This window comes from Paraburkholderia sp. JPY419, assembly GCF_050435705.1.
In the GTDB taxonomy this organism is placed as follows: domain Bacteria; phylum Pseudomonadota; class Gammaproteobacteria; order Burkholderiales; family Burkholderiaceae; genus Paraburkholderia; species Paraburkholderia youngii.
In genome coordinates, this window is record NZ_JBNDKV010000002.1 from 652,779 (window position 1) to 673,029 (window position 20,251).

At 65.0% G+C, this 20,251-nt stretch carries 14 protein-coding genes, 2 pseudogenes and 1 riboswitch; of the genes and pseudogenes, 8 read left to right on the plus strand and 8 right to left on the minus strand.

What is annotated here, in order from left to right; all coding sequences use genetic code 11:
• Positions 1-29: 29 nt before the first annotated feature.
• The 6 genes and pseudogenes from QFZ91_RS09200 to QFZ91_RS09225 form a co-directional block, all read right to left on the minus strand.
• Positions 30-677 carry an NAD(P)-dependent oxidoreductase gene (locus QFZ91_RS09200; RefSeq protein ID WP_429567047.1) on the minus strand — a complete coding sequence of 216 codons (648 nt, stop codon included), beginning with the start codon at positions 675-677 and terminating at the stop codon, positions 30-32.
• Positions 678-775: 98 nt separating this feature from the next.
• Positions 776-1,225 carry an Rrf2 family transcriptional regulator gene (locus QFZ91_RS09205; RefSeq protein ID WP_429567048.1) on the minus strand — a complete coding sequence of 150 codons (450 nt, stop codon included), beginning with the start codon at positions 1,223-1,225 and terminating at the stop codon, positions 776-778.
• Between the two features lie 93 nt (positions 1,226-1,318).
• Complete coding sequence (locus QFZ91_RS09210) at positions 1,319-1,783, minus strand: hypothetical protein (RefSeq protein ID WP_176120057.1); 465 nt, start codon at positions 1,781-1,783, stop codon at positions 1,319-1,321.
• A gap of 323 nt (positions 1,784-2,106) precedes the next feature.
• On the minus strand, positions 2,107-2,505 hold the full coding sequence (locus QFZ91_RS09215; protein ID WP_429568612.1) for a cupin domain-containing protein: 399 nt from the start codon (positions 2,503-2,505) through the stop codon (positions 2,107-2,109).
• A gap of 23 nt (positions 2,506-2,528) precedes the next feature.
• Positions 2,529-2,657 (minus strand): annotated as a pseudogene (locus QFZ91_RS09220) (carboxymuconolactone decarboxylase family protein); the annotation flags it as partial.
• A 1-nt stretch (position 2,658) separates the two neighbouring features.
• Positions 2,659-3,399 (minus strand): annotated as a pseudogene (locus QFZ91_RS09225) (SDR family oxidoreductase); the annotation flags it as partial.
• Positions 3,400-3,581: 182 nt separating this feature from the next.
• Between QFZ91_RS09225 and QFZ91_RS09230 the strand changes: the two are divergent.
• Positions 3,582-5,171 (plus strand): winged helix-turn-helix domain-containing tetratricopeptide repeat protein, encoded by a 1,590-nt coding sequence (locus tag QFZ91_RS09230; RefSeq protein WP_429567049.1) that lies wholly within the window; start codon positions 3,582-3,584, stop codon positions 5,169-5,171.
• Between the two features lie 141 nt (positions 5,172-5,312).
• Positions 5,313-5,636: a hypothetical protein gene (locus QFZ91_RS09235; RefSeq protein WP_429567050.1), complete on the plus strand. Its 324-nt coding sequence runs from the start codon at positions 5,313-5,315 to the stop codon at positions 5,634-5,636.
• Positions 5,637-5,681: 45 nt separating this feature from the next.
• On the opposite strand, the gene QFZ91_RS09240 is transcribed toward QFZ91_RS09235, so the two are convergent.
• Positions 5,682-7,448, minus strand: coding sequence for a sensor histidine kinase (locus QFZ91_RS09240; RefSeq protein WP_429567051.1), 1,767 nt, complete (start codon positions 7,446-7,448; stop codon positions 5,682-5,684).
• Between the two features lie 422 nt (positions 7,449-7,870).
• Here QFZ91_RS09240 and QFZ91_RS09245 point away from each other — a divergent pair, with 422 nt between their 5' ends.
• Together QFZ91_RS09245 and crcB are read left to right on the plus strand one after the other, a co-directional pair.
• Complete coding sequence (locus tag QFZ91_RS09245) at positions 7,871-9,058, plus strand: ammonium transporter (protein WP_429567052.1); 1,188 nt, start codon at positions 7,871-7,873, stop codon at positions 9,056-9,058.
• Between the two features lie 100 nt (positions 9,059-9,158).
• Positions 9,159-9,220: riboswitch (Fluoride riboswitch) on the plus strand.
• Between the two features lie 72 nt (positions 9,221-9,292).
• Complete coding sequence (crcB, locus tag QFZ91_RS09250) at positions 9,293-9,673, plus strand: fluoride efflux transporter CrcB (RefSeq protein WP_176108943.1); 381 nt, start codon at positions 9,293-9,295, stop codon at positions 9,671-9,673.
• A gap of 189 nt (positions 9,674-9,862) precedes the next feature.
• Here crcB and QFZ91_RS09255 read toward each other — a convergent pair whose 3' ends face one another.
• Positions 9,863-10,018, minus strand: a complete 156-nt coding sequence (locus QFZ91_RS09255) for a hypothetical protein (RefSeq protein ID WP_429567053.1) — start codon at positions 10,016-10,018, stop codon at positions 9,863-9,865.
• A gap of 1,058 nt (positions 10,019-11,076) precedes the next feature.
• Between QFZ91_RS09255 and QFZ91_RS09260 the strand changes: the two genes are divergently transcribed.
• The 4 genes from QFZ91_RS09260 (at position 11,077) to QFZ91_RS09275 (ending at position 20,238) form a co-directional block, all read left to right on the plus strand.
• Positions 11,077-11,922 carry an IclR family transcriptional regulator gene (locus QFZ91_RS09260; protein ID WP_429567054.1) on the plus strand — a complete coding sequence of 282 codons (846 nt, stop codon included), beginning with the start codon at positions 11,077-11,079 and terminating at the stop codon, positions 11,920-11,922.
• Between the two features lie 436 nt (positions 11,923-12,358).
• Complete coding sequence (locus QFZ91_RS09265; RefSeq protein ID WP_429567055.1) at positions 12,359-13,738, plus strand: MdtA/MuxA family multidrug efflux RND transporter periplasmic adaptor subunit; 1,380 nt, start codon at positions 12,359-12,361, stop codon at positions 13,736-13,738.
• Between the two features lie 23 nt (positions 13,739-13,761).
• Positions 13,762-16,896 (plus strand): MdtB/MuxB family multidrug efflux RND transporter permease subunit, encoded by a 3,135-nt coding sequence (locus QFZ91_RS09270; RefSeq protein ID WP_429567056.1) that lies wholly within the window; start codon positions 13,762-13,764, stop codon positions 16,894-16,896.
• A gap of 3 nt (positions 16,897-16,899) precedes the next feature.
• Positions 16,900-20,238: an efflux RND transporter permease subunit gene (locus QFZ91_RS09275; protein ID WP_429567057.1), complete on the plus strand. Its 3,339-nt coding sequence runs from the start codon at positions 16,900-16,902 to the stop codon at positions 20,236-20,238.
• The last annotated feature ends 13 nt before the right edge of the window (positions 20,239-20,251 follow it).

Genomic DNA, 20,251 nt, shown 5'->3' on the forward strand with positions numbered 1-20,251 from the left:
CGCGGCCGGCGAATTCGATGCGCCGGTCGTCAGTACGCGACCGTCGCGATCTGGCGGACGAAGCGGCCCTGCTCCAGTTCGTCGACGAACGCGATCGCGTAGTCTTCGGCCGAAATGCGGCTGTTGCCGTCCGCATCCGCGATCAGCGTGTTCGCGCCCCTGCGGAACTTGCCGGTGCGCTCGCCCGGCGCGATCAGCGCGGCCGGCGCGAAGAACGTCCAGTCGAGATCGGTCACGCCGCGGTAGTAGTCCAAGGCGTCGCGATGCGCGAGCGCGATGCCCTTGTACGCGTCCGGAAAACTGTCGGTATCGACCAGGTGCTTGCCCGGCGCGACTTCGAGCGAGCCCGCGCCGCCTACCACGACGACGCGCTTCAGCCCCGCCGCGCGCACCCCTTCGACCAGCGCGCGTGTGGCTTGCGAAAGCTTGGCGAGATCGCCTTGCGGCGGCGCATACGCGCTCGCGACCACGTCCTGGCCGCGCACCGCCGCGCCGACGCTCGCGGCATCGAGCAGATCGGCCTGCGCCGCATGCAGATTCGCGACGCCGGCCGGCACGCGCGCCGGATCGCGCACCAGCGCCGTCACCTGATGCCCGCGACGCGCGGCTTCCGCGGCAATCCGCGAGCCGATCATGCCGGTCGCGCCAAACAAGGCGATCTTCAGTTGCTTGCTCATATCAGCGTACTCCTCAGGTTGTCTTGTATGTAACTCTTATAGTTACATATAACGAGAAAAAAAGCGGGGCCCTCACCCCGTTCATTGGTTAGTCACCGTCAAGCCCGGCGCTTGCGCTCGCGATGCTTCTCCGAGCGGACCACGTCGGCGGTCGCATCGGCGAGCGTGCGTGCGGCCAGCGCCGCTTCCATCGCCCGCTGCGCTTCGTCGATGATCCCGCTCAACACGCTCTGGATATTGCGCCCGACCATGCACGCGGGATTCGGCTCCTCGCGATGCAACGCGAACAACTGCGCGTCCTCCACTGCGCGATAGACGTCTAGCAGCGTGATTTGTTCCGGCCGCCGTGCGAGCAACGCGCCGCCACCGGCTCCCATCTGCGACGTGGTGAGGCCGGCCTCCGAGAGCATGGCCAGAAGCCGGCGGATCAGTGCGGGATTCGTGTTCACGCTGCCCGCGATCATCTCCGACGACAACGGCACGCCGCCCTGTAACGACAGCAGTGCGAGCACATGCACGGCAAAGGCAAACCGGCTACTCGTGTTCACGGCAGATCCGTCCCGCAACGACAATGTGTAACCATCGTAATTACATATACCTCCAAAGTCAAACGGCGAAAGCCGGATCGAACCGCGCGCGGATCATTTGTCCATCTGCTTCTGCGCGTCGGCGGACTCGGTCGATGCGCTCGACGAAGCCGACGAGCTCGCATTCTGCGCCGACCACGCCTGCAGCTTGCGCCCCGCCGTTTCGAGGCCCTGGCCCGTGATCGACGCGGCCCTGCCGAGCTGCGCGTTGGCCGCGCTCGCCGCATTCTGCAGGTTGGCCTGCGCGCTCGACGCGAGCGCGGCCGGGTCGATCCTGATCGACGGCGCGGAGGCCGAGTCGAGGTTCTGCTGCGCGGCGTCCTTGGTCGCGGTGACCTGTTGGCCGACGTAGCTCGCGGCCTGATCGAGCTTCTGACCGGCAAGCTGCGCGGCGTCGTTGAGCTTGCCCGCGACCTGGCCGGCCGAAGCGTCGTTTTTCTGGCACGCGGCCAGCGCGCCGAACACGAAGACCACGACCGCCGCGCGGCGCAATAAGGATGAGGAAACAGATGAAATCATGATCAGAAGGAGCCGCACCGAGCGGCTCGCACTTGCGAAGATGTGCCCATGATACCGCCGTTGCGCCGCGCGGCCGCTTCGAGTCACCCCGCGAGCCATCGACGATGACGACGAAACCTCGCGTGCGGTTCGCCGCAAGGCCATGCAACTGAACCACAACCCCGCGTCGACCAATGCGATCATCGCCGGGCCAGGAAACGGAAGCGTGGAAACAGCTGTCTTCATCAACCGACTTCGCTGCGTAAGCGAAGAAAGCAGCGGTTCGGCATTTCGCCGAGCCGCTGCTCGCCTGAATCGCCGATGCGCGAATATCACCGAGCCAGTTAATTCGCCGGCGTCAGTATCGGTGCGCCGGCATCCTTCAGCAGAAAAACCAGGAATTTAGCCGGCTTGGTCTTGCTGGCATTGCGCCCGACCGTGTGCACGTCGTTCGGCCCTTCGTAGAAGGTTAGCCCCGGCTTCAGCGTGACGGTCCGGCCGCCGCGCACGCCCATCACGATCGAGCCTTCCAGCACATAGATGAAGCCGTGTGCATCATGCCGATGTACCGGGTCCGCACTGCCGGGCGGATACTCGACCGAGAGTACCGTGACTTCCTTGCCCGGATAGTCTTCCAGCGCCCTGGTCATCAGCGGCGTAACTTGCGCTTGCGGCGGCTCGTGCGCGTGTGCGGCGCCCGCTGCGAGCAGCAGTGATGCGATCAGCCATCTGGAACTATGCATGACGGTGCTCCGTTGCGCGTCGCTCAGGCGAGGCCCGACTTGTCCACGCCAAAGGCTTTGTCGTAGATGCCCGGCGGGATGCGAAAGCCAATGTTGACCCGATTCCACGCGTTGATCGACATCACCTGAAAGGTCAGGTCGGACAACTCCGACGGAGCGGCTGAGCCAGGTGTGGAAGCGCGTCGGGCCGATGCGATGACCGCCGCCGGCGACCAGGGTGCGGTCGTCCAGCTCTGCGCCGAAATAGCAGGCGTGGACATCGGCGATCACCGTGCGTGGATCGTTGTGCGCGGCGAGGAACTTGCGGGCTAGTTCGTCGAGTGGGAAGCGGTCTGGACCGGCGAGTTCGGTCATGTCGTTCAGCGGCATTCCCGCCGCAAGATCGGCGATCACTGCGCAGACGTCGTCGGCGGCGACCGGCTGGATCAGCGCGGGAGAAAGGCGCACCTCGCCTCGCTGGGCGCTGGCCTCGATGATGCCGCCGACGAATTCGAAGAACTGGGTGGCACGCAGCAGCGTGTACGGGACGGGCGACGCCTTGACCAGCGTCTCCTGCGCAGCCTTGGCGCGAAAATACCCGCTTTGCTGCAGGCGTTCGGTGCCCACGACGGACAGAGCAAGATGGTGCTCGACGCCCGCCGCTTGTTCGGCGGCCAACAGGTTGCGCCCCGCCGTCTGGAAGAAGCTCATCACGGCCTCGTCCTCGAAGGACGGCGCGTTGGCGACATCGACGACGACATGCGCGCCTTCGAGCGCTTTCGCCAACCCGTCGCCCGTCATCAAGTCCACCCCGGTCGACGTGGATGCGGCCACCACGTCGTGACCATCGCGGCGAAGCCGCCGCACCACGTTCGAGCCGATCAGTCCGCTGCCACCAATGACGACCACTTTCATGTTCCACTCCCTCCGGTTCGGTTGACGAAGCGCTTGCCGCTTGATCCGATGGGTGCAGTATCATTTCCAGCCGCCGGCGCCGCTTTGTCTGCGCCTTGCATTTCCGTCCAAAATTCCTCCATCCGCTTCATCAGCGCGCCGGGTAGCGCATACCTGGCGGCTTTCTCGTCCTGGAGTCCCCAATGCAATGGGTTTTCGCTGACTGCACGCTGGACCTGGAGCGTCGCGACTTGCGCCGCGCTTCGCAGGCGGTCGCCACGACGCCGAAAGTGTTCGATCTGCTGGTTTATCTGGCGAGCCATCGCAACCGGGTCGTGGGCCGGGATGAGTTGATCGATGCGGTGTGGGACGGACGCGTGATTTCCGAATCCACCATGGCCAGCCACGTGAACGCCGCGCGCAGCGCGGTCGGCGATGACGGTCAGCAGCAGCGGGTGATCAAAACCGTGGCGCGCAAGGGATTCCGGTTCGTCGCCGACGTCATCGAACATCCGGCATCGGATCAGGCCAGCGAGAAAACATCGACGCCAACCGAGACGTCATCGCCGGATGCGGCGCAGGCCTGCAAGCCGTCCATCGCCGTCTTGCCTTTCGTCAATCTCAGTGGTGACCCGGAGCAGGACTACCTGGCCGACGGTGTGATCGAGGACGTCATCACCGCGCTGTCGCGATACCGCTGGTTGTTCGTCGTCGCGCGCAACTCGAGCTTCACTTACAAGCATCGCAACGTGGATGTGAAGCAGATCGGGCGAGAGCTCGGCGTGCGCTATGTGCTCGAGGGCAGTTGGCGGCAGGCACAGGGCCGCGTTCGCATCACCGGCCAGCTCGTCGATGCGGGCACCGGCGCGACCCATTGGGCTGGCCGCTTCGAAGGCGTGCTCGACAATATTTTCGAGTTCCAGGACCAGATCGCCGACAGTGTGGTCGGCGCGATTGCGCCGCAGGTCGAACAGGCCGAGATCGCTCGCGCGCGGTTCAAACCGACCGAAAGTCTGCGTGCGTACGACTACTACCTGCGTGGCATGGCGCAGCTTCATCGAGGCAGCCGCGAAGCGATCGACGAAGCGTTGCCGTTATTTCAGCGCGCGTTTGCGTGCGACGCTGAGCTTGCATCGGCGTACGCGATGGCGGCCTGGTGTCATTGCTGGCGCAAGGTCAATGGCTGGATGCACGATCGCCCAAGAGAAATGGCGGAAGGCGCCCAGTGGGCGCGTCGTGCCGTGGAGTTGGGCAAGTACGACGCCGTCGCTCTCGCGCGCAGCGGTCATGCGCTAGCGCATCTGGCCGGCGATCTGCCTGAAGGTATCGCCTTGCTGGATCGGGCACTCGAATTGAATCCCAATCTTGCCGCCGCGTGGTTTCTCGGCGCATTTCTCCGCTTGTGGCATGGCGAAACGGAACAGGCGATCAGGCAATTTGCCCATGCGATGCAATTGAGCCCGCTGGATCCAGAGCGTTATCGGATGCAGTTTGGCTTGTCGGCTGCGCATTTGTTCATGGGCAACTTCGTCGAAGCCGCTCTGTGGGCCGAGAAAGCCATCCGGGATTTGCCGAGTTTCGGCCTGGCCTACGCAACGCTCGCCGCGAGTCAGGCCTGGCTCGGCAAACCAGCGGAAGCTCGACGAGCTGCGATTCGCTTACGCGAGCTGATTCCCGACTTGCGCCTCGGCAACTTGACCGACTGGATGCCGATCCGGCGCGACGAAAACCTTGCCGTCTTCACGGAAGGCCTGGCCAAGGCGGGATTCGATTCTGAACCCTGCGAGGATTGATGCAATCCTGCAGCGGGCACCGGCATGCAGCGGCGCTCGCCTCGACATCGTTCAACGCTCTCCCACATTTCAGAATCTTCCGACGGTTGTAGACGAAATACCTCCCTATAGTCGCGGCTGCTTTTAGGGAGTGCTGTTTCGATGAAACTGATCGACTGGATCGTCACCCTCGTCATCATGCTGATGGTGATCGTCTTCTTCTGTGCGCGCCGGCCGTCCAGCTGGTCGCACGACTCCCGCGCCCGGCATATGAAGGGAACCCGTCTGCTGATGCAGGCCGCGTGCGCGCTGTGGGCGGCGCTGCTGGCTGTCACGAACGGCCTGTTTGCCGTCGAAGGGATTGCCGGCGTTCGGCCAACGCCGGCCGAGTCGTCCGCCGGCATCGCCGTGCTGCTGGCATGCAGCTGCTACTGGTCGGTGCGCGGCCGCAGACTGCTGAAGCCGCGACGGATTTTCGCCGGTTAAGCAACGGGCGGGCGCCACCCGCACCGCACGCACGATCGAGCGCCCCTAACGCGTAGTGATTCCTCGCACCGCATCGATCGAAGGCGCGGGAAACCCGCTGCCGGCGCTAAGGCCTGCCCCCGCGGCGCCCTGCGCGCTCTCGCGCGCACCGCGCGCCGCCGAAGCCGGAGCCGGAGCCGCCACGACGAGCGTTGGCGCGCCAGCCGCGGCCGGTTCCGAGCCCGCGGCACCCGCCGCCTCTGGCAGCGACAGATAGAAAGTCGTGCCCACCCCCTCCTTCGATTCCGCCCACACTCGGCCGCCGTGTCGCTCGACCATCCGCCGCACGAGCGCGAGGCCAATCCCCTCGCCGGCCGCCGCGTTGCCGTGCAGGCGCTGGAACGCGGTGAACAGCCGCGGCAGCGCGATCGCCGGGATGCCGAGGCCGTTGTCGCGCACGTAGAAGATTCGCAGCGAATGCACGCCCGGCGGCGCGGGCGTCGTGCCGATTTCGACGCGGCCCTCGCGCGCCGCGTCCAGATAGTTGACCGCGTTGCCGATCAGGTTCGCGAAGATCTGCTCGAGCGCGGTCGGATCGCCCCATACCGCGGGCAGTTCGCCGACCGTCACGCGCGCGCGCCGCACGCGGATCGACCCCTGCATCGCATCGACGACGCGCTGCACGATGTCGCGCACATTGACCTTCTGGCGCCGGTACTCGACACGCCCGACCCGCGACAGCCGCAGCAGCGCGTCGATGATGTGCGACGCGCGCATCACCGCGGTCTGCAGATAGTGCAGCGCCTCGCCAATGTCCTCGTCGACGATCCGCTCGATCCGCTCGCGCGTGCTGGTCGCGAGCGACGAGCCGCGCACCGCGTCGCGCAACTCGTCGCAGGCGCGAATCAGCTCTTTCGAAAATCCCTGCAGGTTCACCAGCGGCGCGCGCAGATCGTGCGACACGCTGTAGATGAACATTTCGTTTTCCTGAGTCTGCTGGCGCAGCGTCTCGTTGATGCGGGCAAGCTCGGCGGCGCGGCGTTCGAGGTCCGCGTGAAAACGCGCCTCGATGCGCTCGGCTTCGAGCAGACGGCGGCTCGTCTCGTGCAAGGTCAGATCGAGCCGCGCGATTTCATCGCGACCCGCGCCGAGCGGCGCGAGCGGCTCGTTGCCGGCAAGCCTGCCCGCGTTGTCGGACAGCAGCGCGAGCCGGCCGCGCACGCCGCGCGTGAACATCCCGATGGCGAGCGCGACGAACAGCAGCGAGCCCAACGCGGCCGCGACGATCAGCGTTTGTTCGCGCTCGCGCACGGCGGCGACGGCATTCGAGCGCGACATGTCTAGACGGCGCTCCTCGGCCTGGAACGCGCTCACCTGCAAGCGGAAATGATCGAGCACGTCGGCCTGGGCGAGATCGTGGAAGCGCGCGAGAATCTCGGCGCGCCGCCCGGCGCGCAGCATATCCTGGATGCGGTCGGACCACTGGCGGTATGCCTGCACCGCCTGGCGCACCTCAACCACGCGCTCGACTTGCGCGGGATTGTCGCCGACGAGATCGGCGAGCTCGTCGATGCGCCGGTCGACGTCCATCCATACTGCGATCGGGGTCGTGAAGCGTGCGTCGTTGGCAAGTACCGCGCCGCGCAGCGCGACCGATTCGGACAGCACCGGATCGAGAATCGCCGTGCTCTGGCGCAGCACCTCCTCGGTGTGCATCGCCTGACGCTCGGCCATCGTCGCATCGGCCTGCGCCTTCACGACGCCGGTGAGCAGCGCGAGTTCGAAAACGGCCGGAATCGCAATCAGCAACAGGCCTTTAGTGGTCAGTCTCATGCGGGCCCATGGGAGGGGTTGGCCGGCGGATCGTGCACGGAGTCGGCACATTATGTCGGCGTTTGCGCGGGAAAAGAAAGAGGGCCACGAACCCGTCGACCACCGTACCCCCGCTGGTCGAGTGCGCGCCAGGATTGGGCATCGACAGCATCTCGTTGCGTCAGGATTCCGAATAAAAAATGTAATCTAAATCTAATATTTCGCCCTTTTCTGGGTCATCCAGCGTGGCCGTGACGATTTATGCACTTTCGCTGTGCCTCTCTTCTCTGTTCGGGTGCATGGCGCGCTCGGACGGCGCATCGCTCGACACCATCCAGATTCCCATCCCGGTGCCCGATTGCACCGGGCCGACGCGGCCAGCACAATCTTGGCCCGCTTCTTGCTCGCATAGCGCACTTTTTTCGCACAAGCGGGACATATCGATGGAAAGTCTGAAATACGGCGCCGATACCGAGTTTCTTTTGATCGGCGCCGCCATGGTGCTGGCGATGCACGCAGGATTCGCCTTCCTGGAGCTCGGCACTGTGCGCAAGAAAAATCAGGTCAATGCACTGGTGAAGATTCCGGTGGACTTCGCGGTGTCGACGATCGCGTACTTCTTCATCGGCTACACGATCGCATACGGTGTGCAGTTTTTCGACGGCGCCGCGACGCTCGCCCAGCACAACGGCTATGCGCTCGTGCGCTTTTTCTTCCTGCTGACGTTCGCCGCCGCGATCCCCGCGATCGTGTCGGGCGGCATCGCCGAGCGCTCCAAGTTCAACCCGCAGTTGTTCGCAACGTTCGTGCTGGTCGGCTTCGTCTATCCGTTCTTCGAAGGCATCGCGTGGAACGACCGTTTCGGCATTCAGGACTGGCTCACGCAGGCGTTCGGCGCGCCGTTCCATGACTTCGCGGGTTCGGTGGTGGTGCACGCGTTCGGCGGCTGGGTCGCGCTGCCGGCCGTGCTGCTGCTCGGCGCGCGCCACGGCCGCTATCACCGCGACGGCGGCATCGCCGCGCATCCGCCGTCGAACATTCCGTTTCTCGCGCTCGGCGCATGGGTGCTGACGGTCGGCTGGTTCGGCTTCAACGTGATGAGCTCGCAGACCCTCGACAAGATCAGCGGCCTCGTCGCGGTCAACTCGCTGATGGCGATGGTCGGCGGCACGCTGAGCGCGTGGTTCGCGGGCCGCAACGACCCGGGCTTCACGTACAACGGCCCGCTCGCCGGGCTCGTCGCGGTGTGCGCGGGCTCGGACATCATGCATCCGCTTGGCGCGCTGGTGACGGGCGGCATCGCCGGCGTGCTGTTCGTCTATATGTTCACGTGCGTGCAGAACCGCTGGCGCATCGACGACGTGCTCGGCGTGTGGCCGCTGCACGGCCTGTGCGGCGCATGGGGCGGCATCGCGGCCGGCATCTTCGGCGCTCACGCGCTCGGCGGGCTGGGCGGTGTGTCGTTCGCCTCGCAGATCATCGGCACGCTCGGCGGGATCGTCGTGTCGGGGCTCGGCGGTACGGTCGTGTACGGTGCGATCCGCATGACGGTCGGCCTGCGGCTCGACCAGGAAGAGGAATACAACGGCGCCGATCTGTCGATTCACAAGATTTCGGCGACGCCGGAGTGAACGAGGTCGGCGCTCGCGGAGAACGGAAGAGACGCGGCTAGAGGCGCGGTGAGTCGCGGGCCACATGCCTGTCCCCAAAATCCGCGCGCCGATGCTAGACTTCGCGGCTGGAGATGGCATTCTCCATTAACCGCCCATGGGGCTGATGATGCCTGCTACGCTCGGTTATGCGGACGCGGCATCAATTCGCCCGCATCAACCGGTTTGTCGACGTTCCCGGTTCGATCCTCTTCCATGTATTGGTCTTTTCTCGCTGTCGCGATTGGCGGCGCACTCGGCTCGCTGTTTCGCTGGTTCCTCGGCTTTCGACTGAACCCGGTCTTTAGCGACCTGCCGCTTGGCACGCTCGCCGCCAACGTGATCGCCGGCTACATCATCGGTGTGGCGGTCGCGGGCTTTGCGCGGGTGCCCCAGCTCTCGCCGGAATGGCGGCTGTTCGTCATCACCGGTCTGATGGGCGGGCTGTCGACCTTCTCGACGTTCTCCGCGGAAGTGGTGCAGCGCCTGCAAGACGGCCGGCTCGGCTGGGCAGCTGGCGAAGTGGCGATTCACGTGAGCACGTCGCTGATCATGACGATTCTCGGCATCGCGACGGTTTCGCTGCTGGCGCGCTGAGGCGTGTTGATGCTGCCTGGCAATGCAGCAATGTTCGCCGGTCCGTATCACACGCTCTTTCACCCGACCAGCGCCGTGCTGTTCGGAACCGGCTACGCCTCGCCTATCCCGTGATCACATTGCCGAGCCGTCTCGTCCAGGCGGTCACGCGCGGCGACGCGTTTTGCAGCGCGCTCGCGCAAAGGAAAATCACCACGACTTGCCGCCCCGCATCGCCATCAGCATTGCCCACGTGGAGCGCATCGACAGCAGCCGTGGCGCGAGCACCGGAAACAACAAGAAGAAAAAGACAGCGTCGACAACAACCGCGACGGAATGTTGAATGACAAATAAAGGGAATTCCACGCCTGCAACACCAGAAACTGTAAAGCCGCATTGACGGCTACCTCCACACCGCTCGTGGTGTGCACGATCGGCGGCGCTGAATCGATGTTGCTCAGCTCAGTGTCGAAAGGGTGGGAGTTCACAGCCATTAATGCAGCGCTCAGAGCTAGCGTAATAACGTGAATCGGATAAATATGCTAAAGCAGTTGATAACAAATATTCTGCGCCGAGACCGTACGACAGATTAAATCCCGACGTGATAAAGAAGAAACTCGAGCGGGCGAAGGACGACCAGATAGCAGGCCAGCACGAGCGCAGGACAGTCAGACCCGGGAGCATCGCCGTCATTTCTTTTTCTTAGTGAAGTATCCGTTCATTGCGCCGATTTTCATTTTCGAAGGTATTTACATCGCTCAATATGCGGAGCATGATTCGTTTAACCGCGCTAAGCCGGCATGGCACTTTCTCACCATTTGCGTTTGCAAATAAATTCACAACCGGCCGGAGATTAAACGAGCCGGTAATTTGCCCGGTAATTGTTGCGCATCATCCTTTGGGCGGAGACGGAAGTCTCTTGAGATTTCAGAAGGCGTGATCTAATGCTTGCATTTGGGTGCCGATTTTTTGCGAACTTTCTCGTCCGGAATACTGCGGTGCATTGGCATTACATGTCGGCTGTTGTGCGGTCATATGGCCCAAAAAAAAGGCGTCACGTTGCCGTGACGCCTTAAAAGTTCTAGCCATTCCGAGGGCCGTGCTAGAACCTGAGAGAAGGTATTTCGAAAGGCGCAAGCGCCTTGGACGGGCAATCGATCCTGGATTCCGGGATTTTGCGCTTGCCTGCACCAAAATGCAGCGAAAAGATGCGACTTTCGAAATGCGGTTCCATTTTTTATGGTTATCCTGACTAAGTCAAGCAAAAAGATATAGTCGCTCATCGATCGGCAATTTGTTCCGATACAATGATTTTCCCAAGATATATGAAATGGATGCCCCGGTTTGGAGATGCCCCCGCCCCGCGCGGGCGGTCGTCAATAGGTTAACGAACGAACAACCTGAAATACCGTTCCAAAAAAAGCATGAACCGATCCACACCCAACCAGGCCGTCGTCGCCAAAGCCCCCGCGAGCAAAGACCGGGACGGCCCGGGTGATGAAGTCACCGCGCTCGCGCGCGGCCTGACCGTATTGCGCGCCGTCGCCGCCGCGCACGCACCGCTCAGCAATCGCGAACTCGCCGAGTTAACCGGCATCCCGAAGCCCACCGTGTCGCGCATCACCGCGACGCTCGTGGGCACCGGTTTTCTGCTACGACTGCCCGAAAGCGAGCGCTTCGTGCTGACCTCGTCGGTGCTCGAACTGAGCAACGGCTTTCTGCGCAACTTCGACATCCGCTCGCGCGCGCGGCCATTCCTGATCGAACTCGCGGAACGCACCGCGTTGTCGGTGCATCTCGCGGTGCGCGACCGCTACGACATGGTCGTTATCGACGCGATCCGGCCGCGTTCGGCGGTGCTCGTATCGCGACTCGAAGTCGGCTCACGCATGAGCTTGACGCGCACCGCCGTCGGCCGGGCGTATCTCGCCGCGCTCGCGCAAGCGGACCGCGACCGCCTGCTCGTCGGCCTGCAGACGGCGGAGGGCGATGATTGGGGCTATATCGGCAGCCGTCTCGTCAGTGCGATCCAGGACACGCTCGAACGCGGTTTCGCGATCGCCACCGGCGAGTGGTACAACGGGCTGAACGCGATCGCGCTCGGCTTCGTCGGGCCGTCGGGCGAGCGCTACGCGGTCAATTGCGGCGGCTCGGCCGACCAGTGTCCGCGCGACTGGCTGATCTCGGACGCCGCACCCGCGCTGCTCGAATGCATCGACAAGATCGTGCTTGAGATCGGCGGCACGCCGGGGCGCCGGCTCGACGAATAGCCGGGCGACGGCAATGGGCGCCAACGCGGCGCCCCGCGCAGACCGAACGCGGCGCCGGCCGCCTGCGGTCTGTGCAGTGACGAAGGCATCCCGTCCACCCTTGCCCTGCAATTCGCCAACAGCCTGTAACCTTCGTAATTAACCGAAAAATACGCGGCTGGACTGTTACAGACACCGCAACGTACGATCACGCATCCCCGTCGCGGGACCGCGCCGCGAGCCGCGAGCGCCGTCAAAAAGGCCTCGCCGATCCGTGATGATTCCGCATTGCGTTAACATCTCTGTCCCGCGCCTCGGATAGCATCGCGCTGAATATTGCGCGGCGCGCGCCGCCACGACCGCCTGACACGCCGCCCATATGCCGGCCCGCCGTCTTTCGAACGGCGGCGACCGCATCGGCGGCTCACATCACAAAGCCAGCCACCTGACCGAACCGATGGACGAACAACAAAAGCACCCGGAAACCCAACGCCCCGCCGCTTCCCAGCCGTCCGCGAGCGGCGCGCAATCGAGCGCGCCCGGTGCGGTGAAACGCCACCGCGGCCGCACTGTCGCGCTGATCGTCGCGGCGCTGGTCGTGCTCGGTGTCGTACTGTGGCGCTGGCATCCGTGGGGCAGCCCCGGCAGCGGGGCGAGCGCGCCGGGTGCCGCGAGCGGCGCGCGCAGCGGCCGCCTCGGCGGCGGCGGTCCGAACGCGATGGCCAACATGCCGCAGCCGGTGCACGTCGCCGCCGCGACGCAGGGCGAGATGCCGGTCGTGCTGACCGCGCTCGGCACAGTCACGCCACTCGCCACCGTCACGGTGCTGCCGCAACTGAGCGGCGTGCTGCAGGACGTGTATTTCAAGGAAGGCCAGATGGTCAAGAAGGGCGACGTGCTCGCCCAGATCGACCCGCGCCCGTATGAGATTTCGCTGCGCAACGCCGAGGGCACGCTGGTGCGCGACGAGGCGCTGCTCGCCACCGCGCGTCTCGATCTGAAGCGCTATCAGACGCTGCTCGCGCAAGACTCGATCGCGAGTCAGCAGGTCGACACGCAGGCGTCGCTGGTGCGGCAATACGAAGGCACGGTGAAGGCCGACCAGGCGAACGTCGACAGCTTCAAGCTCGACCTCGTGTACGCGCGCATCACCGCGCCGGTGTCGGGCCGCGTCGGTCTGCGTCAGGTCGACCCGGGCAACTACGTGACCTCGGGCCTCGCCAACGGCATCGTCGTGATTACGCAGCTCGATCCGATCAGCGTAGTGTTCTCGACCTCCGAAGACAATCTGCAGCAGATCATCCAGCACACGCGCAACGGCGAGTCGCTGTCGGCCACCGCGTACGACCGCAGCAACACCCATCCGCTCGAAGTCGGCTCGCTGAAGACGATGGACAACCAGATCGACACGACCACCGGCACGATCAAGCTGCGCGCGATCTTCGAGAACAAGGACAACGGCCTGTTCCCGAACCAGTTCGTCAACACGCGCCTGCTCGTCGATACGATCAAGGACGCGGTGATCGTGCCGACCTCGGCGGTGCTCAACGGCTCGATCGGTACCTTCGTGTACATCGTGAAGCCCGACGACACGGTCACCGTGCGCCAGGTCAAGGTCGGCCCGGTCGATGGCGAGCGCACCAGCATCCAGTCGGGTCTCGCGGTCGGCGAGCGCGTCGTGATCGACGGTTCGGACCGGCTGCGCGAAGGCTCGAAGATCACGATCCCGGCCGAGCGGCCGCGTGGCGCGTCCGGCGCGCACGGCGCGAGCGCTCCGGCGGCCGCCTCGGGCGCACCAGCGCGTCGCGGCCGGCGCGCGCAGCAAGCATCGCAATAAAGTAAAGGCACGGCACTTACCGCATGAATCCATCCCGCGCATTTATTCTGCGTCCCGTCGGCACCGCGCTGCTGATGGCGGCGATCATGCTGGTCGGCCTCGTCGCGCTGCGCTTTCTGCCGCTGTCCGCGCTGCCCGAAGTCGACTATCCGACCATCCAGGTGCAGACCTTCTATCCGGGCGCGAGCCCGGACGTGATGACGTCGTCCGTAACGGCGCCGCTCGAGCGGCAGTTCGGGCAGATGCCGTCGCTCAACCAGATGTCGTCGCAAAGCTCGGCCGGCTCGTCGATCATCACGCTGCAATTCAGCCTCGATCTGCCGCTCGACATCGCCGAGCAGGAAGTCCAGGCGGCGATCAACGCGGCGGGCAACCTGCTGCCCTCCGACCTGCCCGCGCCGCCGATCTACGCGAAGGTCAACCCGGCCGACGCGCCGATCATCACGCTCGCGATCACGTCGAAAACGCTGCCGCTCACGCAGGTGCAGGATCTCGCCGACACGCGTCTCGCGCAGAAGATCTCGCAGGTCGCGGGGGTGGGTCTCGTGAGCCTGTCGGGCGGGCAGCGCCCGGCGATCCGCATTCAGGCAAACCCGCGCGCGCTCGCCGCGTACGGCCTGAATCTCGACGATCTGCGCACCACCATCTCGAACCTGAACGTCAACACGCCGAAGGGCAATTTCGACGGCCCGACGCGCAACTACACCATCAACTCGAACGATCAGCTGACCGACGCCGACGAATACAAGAGCGCCGTCGTCGCATACAAGAGCGGCCGCCCGGTGATGCTGACCGACGTCGCGAGCATCGTGCCGGGTCCGGAGAACACGAAGCTCGGCGCGTGGGTCGACAACACGCCCGCGATCATCCTGAACGTGCAGCGCCAGCCGGGTGCGAACGTGATCCAGGTGGTCGACAGCATCAAGGCGCTGCTGCCGCGCTTGCAGCAGTCGCTGCCCGCCGCGCTCGACGTCGAGGTCGTCACCGACCGCACCACGACGATCCGCGCGTCGGTGCGCGACGTGCAATTCGAGCTGGCGATGTCGGTCGTGCTGGTCGTGCTGGTGATGTACCTGTTCCTCGCCAACATCTACGCGACGATCATTCCGAGCCTGTCGGTGCCGCTGTCGCTGATCGGCACGCTCGCCGTGATGTACCTGTGCGGCTTCTCGCTCGATAACCTGTCGCTGATGGCGCTGACCATCGCGACCGGCTTCGTCGTCGACGACGCGATCGTGATGATCGAGAACATCGCGCGCTATGTCGAGGAAGGCGACAGTGCGCTCGAAGCCGCGCTGAAGGGCTCGAAGCAGATCGGCTTCACGATCATTTCGCTGACGGTCTCGCTGATCGCGGTGCTGATTCCGCTGCTCTTCATGGGCGACGTGGTCGGCCGCCTGTTCCATGAATTCGCGATCACGCTCGCGGTGACGATCGTCATTTCGGCGGTCGTGTCGCTGACGCTGGTGCCGATGATGTGCGCGAAACTGTTGCGCCACACGCCGCCGCACGACAGTCATCGCTTCGAGGCGAAGGCGCACCGCTTCATCGACTGGGTGATCGCGCGCTACGCGGTCGCGCTCACCTGGGTGCTGAACCGTCAGCGCTCCACGCTGGTCGTAGCTGTCCTCACGCTGGTGCTGACCGGCCTGCTGTACGTGTTCATACCGAAGGGCTTCTTCCCGGTGCAGGACACCGGCGTGATCCAGGCGATCACGCAGATGCCGCAGTCGGTGTCGTTCGCGTCGATGGCCGAGCGCCAGCAGGCGCTCGCCGACCAGATCCTGAAGAACCCGGACGTCGAAAGCCTGACCTCGTTCATCGGCGTGGACGGCAGCAACATCACGCTGAACAGCGGCCGCATGCTGATCAACCTGAAGCCGCGCGACGACCGCAGCAGCACCGCGAGCGAAGTAATCCGCCAGTTGCAGAAGGACGTTGCGCATATTCCGGGCGCGTCGCTGTACATGCAGCCGGTGCAGGACCTGACGATCGACTCGACGGTCAGCCCGACGCAGTATCAGTTCATGCTGACCGATCCGAACATCGGCGAATTCGCGACGTGGGTGCCGAAGCTGGTCGAGCGCCTGAAGCAGTCGCCCGAACTCGCGGACGTCGCGACCGATCTGCAGGACAACGGCCGCTCGGTATTCATCGAGATCGACCGCGCGACCGCCGCGCGCTTCGGCATCACGCCGGCCACGATCGACAGCGCGCTGTACGACGCGTTCGGCCAGCGCATCATTTCGACGATCTTCACGCAGTCGAACCAGTACCGCGTGATTCTCGAAGCACAGCCGACGATGCAGCACTACACCACGTCGCTGAACAACATCTACCTGCCCTCTTCCACGTCGGCGGGCGGCCAGGTGCCGCTGTCGTCGATCGCGAAGTTCATCGAGCGGCCCGCGCCGCTGCTGGTCACACACCTGAGCCAGTTCCCGGCCACCACGGTGTCGTTCAACCTCGCCCCGGGTTCGTCGCTCGGCGCGGCCGTGAAGGCGATCGAACAGGCCGAGAAGGACATCGGCCTGCCCGCGTCGTTCCAGACCCGCTTCCAGGGCGCGGCGCTCGCGTTCCAGGCGTCGCTCGCGAACGAGCTGTTCCTGATCCTCGCGGCGATCGTCACGATGTACATCGTGCTCGGCGTGCTGTACGAGAGCTTCATCCATCCGATCACGATTCTGTCCACTCTTCCGTCCGCCGGCGTCGGCGCGCTGCTCGCGCTGCTGATCACCGGCCACGATCTCGACATCATCGGCATCATCGGGATCGTACTTTTGATCGGTATCGTGAAGAAGAACGCGATCATGATGATCGACTTCGCGCTCTACGCGGAGCGCGAGGAAGGCAAGCCGCCGCGCGAAGCGATCTACCAGGCGTGTCTGCTGCGTTTCCGGCCGATCCTGATGACCACGCTCGCCGCGCTGCTCGGCGCGCTGCCGCTGATGCTCGGCACCGGCGCGGGCTCGGAACTGCGCCGGCCGCTCGGTATCGCGATCGCCGGCGGCCTGATCGTGAGCCAGCTGCTGACGCTGTTCACGACGCCGGTAATTTACCTCGCGTTCGATTCGCTCGGCCGCCGGCTGCGCGAGCGCTTCAGCCGCGGCGAATCGTCCGGTAGCGCCACGCCGCCCGCGACCGATGCAGGGAACTGAGCGATGAACCTGTCGCGTCCGTTTATTTCCCGCCCGGTCGCCACCACGCTGCTGGCGATCGGCATCGCGCTGTCGGGCGTGTTCGCGTTCACCAGGCTGCCGGTGGCGCCGCTGCCGCAGGTCGACTTCCCGACCATCTCGGTGCAGGCGACGCTGCCGGGCGCGAGCCCGGAGACCGTCGCGACCAGCGTCGCGAGTCCGCTCGAGCGGCATCTCGGCTCGATCGCCGACGTCACCGAGATGACGTCGCAAAGCTCGGTCGGCTCGACGCGCATCACGATGCAGTTCGGCTTGAACCGCGACATCGACGGCGCCGCGCGCGACGTGCAGGCGGCGATCAACGCGGCGCGCGCCGACCTGCCCGCGAGCCTGCGCAGCAATCCGACCTACCACAAGGTCAACCCGGCCGACGCGCCGATCCTGATTCTCGCGCTGACGTCGAGCACGCGCACGCCCGGCCAGCTCTACGATTCCGCCGCCACAGTGCTGCAGCAGTCGCTGTCGCAGGTGCAGGGGGTCGGCGAAGTGGACGTGAGCGGCTCGGCGAATCCGGCCGTACGCGTCGAGCTGATGCCGCATGCGCTGTCGCATTACGGCATCGGCCTCGAGGACGTGCGCGCGGCGCTCGCCTCGGCCAACGCGAACAGCCCGAAAGGAGCGATCGAGTTCGGCGAGAACCGCGTGCAGCTGTACACCAACGACCAGGCCACCAAGGCGTCGCAGTACAAGGATCTGGTCATCGCCTATCGCAACGGCGCACCGGTCAAACTCTCCGACATGGGCGAGGTCGTCGATTCGGTCGAGGACCTGCGCAACCTCGGCCTCTTCAACGGCAAGCACGCGGTGCTCGTGATCCTGTACCGGCAGCCGGGCGCCAACATCATCGAGACCGTCGACCGCGTGAAGGCGATGCTGCCGCAACTGCACGCATCGCTGCCCGCAGACGTCGAAATCTCGCCGACCTCGGACCGCTCCACGACGATCCGCGCGTCGCTGAAAGACACCCAGCGCACGCTCGTGATCGCGGTCGCGCTGGTCGTGATGGTCGTGTTCCTGTTCCTGCGCAACTGGCGCGCCACGCTGATTCCGAGCGTCGCCGTGCCGATCTCGATCATCGGCACGTTCGGCGCGATGTACCTGATGGGCTTCTCGCTCGACAATCTCTCGCTGATGGCGCTGACCATCGCGACCGGCTTCGTCGTCGACGACGCGATCGTGGTGCTCGAAAACATCTCGCGCCACATCGAAGACGGCGTGCCGCGCATGAAGGCCGCGTTCCTCGGCGCGCGCGAGGTCGGCTTCACGGTGATGTCGATCAGCATCTCGCTCGTCGCCGTGTTCCTGCCGATCCTGCTGATGGGCGGCATCGTCGGGCGGCTGTTCCGCGAGTTCGCGCTGACGCTGTCGCTCGCGATCGCGGTGTCACTGATCGTCTCGCTGACGCTCACGCCGATGATGTGCTCGCGCCTGCTGCGCGAGCCGCACGAGAAGCAACAGGAAAGCCGCCTCGGCCGCTGGCTCGAACGCGGCTTCACGTCGATGCAGCGCGGCTACGAGCGCACGCTCGGCTGGGCGCTGCGGCATCCGCGGCTGATCCTGCTCGTGCTGCTGCTGACCATCGGGCTGAACGTCGCGCTCTACATCATCGTGCCGAAAGGCTTCTTCCCGCAGCAGGACACCGGGCGCATGATCGGCGGCATCCAGGCCGACCAGAGCACGTCGTTCCAGGCGATGAAGGGCAAGTTCTCGCAGATGATGGACATCGTCAGCAAGAACCCGGCGGTCGACAGCGTGGTCGGCTTCACCGGCGGCCGGCAGACCAACTCGGGCTTCATGTTCCTGTCGCTGAAGCCGAAGAGCGAACGCAAGCTGTCCGCCGACCAGGTGATCCAGCAGTTGCGTGCGCCGCTCGGCGACGTGGCCGGCGCGCGCACCTTCCTGCAGGCGGTGCAGGACATCCGCGTCGGCGGCCGGCAATCGAACGCGCAGTATCAGTTCACGCTGCTCGCGGACTCGACGCCCGATCTGTACAAGTGGGGGCCAAAGCTCACCGAGGCGCTGCAGGCGCGCAAGGAACTCGCGGACGTGAACTCCGACCAGCAGCAAGGCGGTCTGGAGGCGATGGTGACGATCGACCGCGCCACCGCCGCGCGCCTCGGCATCAAGCCCTCGCAGATCGACAACACGCTGTACGACGCGTTCGGCCAGCGCCAGGTATCGACGATCTACAACCCGCTGAACCAGTATCACGTGGTGATGGAAGTCGCACCGCGCTACTGGCAGAGCCCGGAAATGCTGAGCCAGATTTACGTCAGCACCTCGGGCGGCAGCGCGAGCGGCGCGCAGACCACCAATGCGCCGGCCGGCACTGTAACGAAGGCGACCAGCACGGCGGCCACGACGAGCGGGGCCGCCGGCGGCGCCGCAACCGGCGGCACGGCAGCCACCACCGCGACGAGCGCGGCCAGCATCGCGGCCGACTCCGCGCGCAACCAGGCGATCAACTCGATCGCGGCGAGCGGCAAGTCGAGCGCGTCGTCGGGCTCGCCGGTGTCGATCGCGAAGGAAACGATGGTGCCGCTGTCGGCGATCGCCGGCTTCGGGCCGGGCACCACACCGCTGTCGGTCAATCACCAGAGCCAGTTCGTCGCCTCGACGATTTCGTTCAACCTGCCGCCGGGTGTCTCGCTGTCCACCGCCACGCAGGTGATCTACGACACGATGGCCGAGATCGGCATGCCCGCCACGATTCACGGCAGCTTCCAGGGCACCGCCCAGGCGTTCCAGCAGTCGATGTCCGATCAGCCGATCCTGATCCTCGCCGCGCTCGCGGCGGTGTATATCGTGCTCGGCATCCTGTACGAGAGCTACATCCATCCGCTGACGATTCTGTCGACGCTGCCGTCCGCGGGCGTCGGCGCGCTGCTCGCGCTGCTGCTGTTCAAGACCGAGTTCAGCATCATCGCGCTGATCGGCGTGATCCTGCTGATCGGCATCGTGAAAAAGAACGCGATCATGATGGTGGACTTCGCGATCGACGCGTCGCGCAAAGGGCTGTCCTCGCGCGACGCGATCTACCAGGCCTGTCTGCTGCGCTTCCGGCCGATCATGATGACCACCTTCGCCGCGATGCTCGGCGCATTGCCGCTCGCGTTCGGCAGCGGCGAAGGCGCGGAGATGCGCGCGCCGCTCGGTATTTCGATCGTCGGCGGGCTGATCGTCAGCCAGATGCTGACGCTCTATACGACGCCGGTCGTGTATCTGTACATGGATCGCATCCGCGTGCGTTGGGAGGCGAGAAAGGCGCGCCGCACGGGTGGCGCGGCGCCCACCTCGTCATGATGTCGTGAAGGTG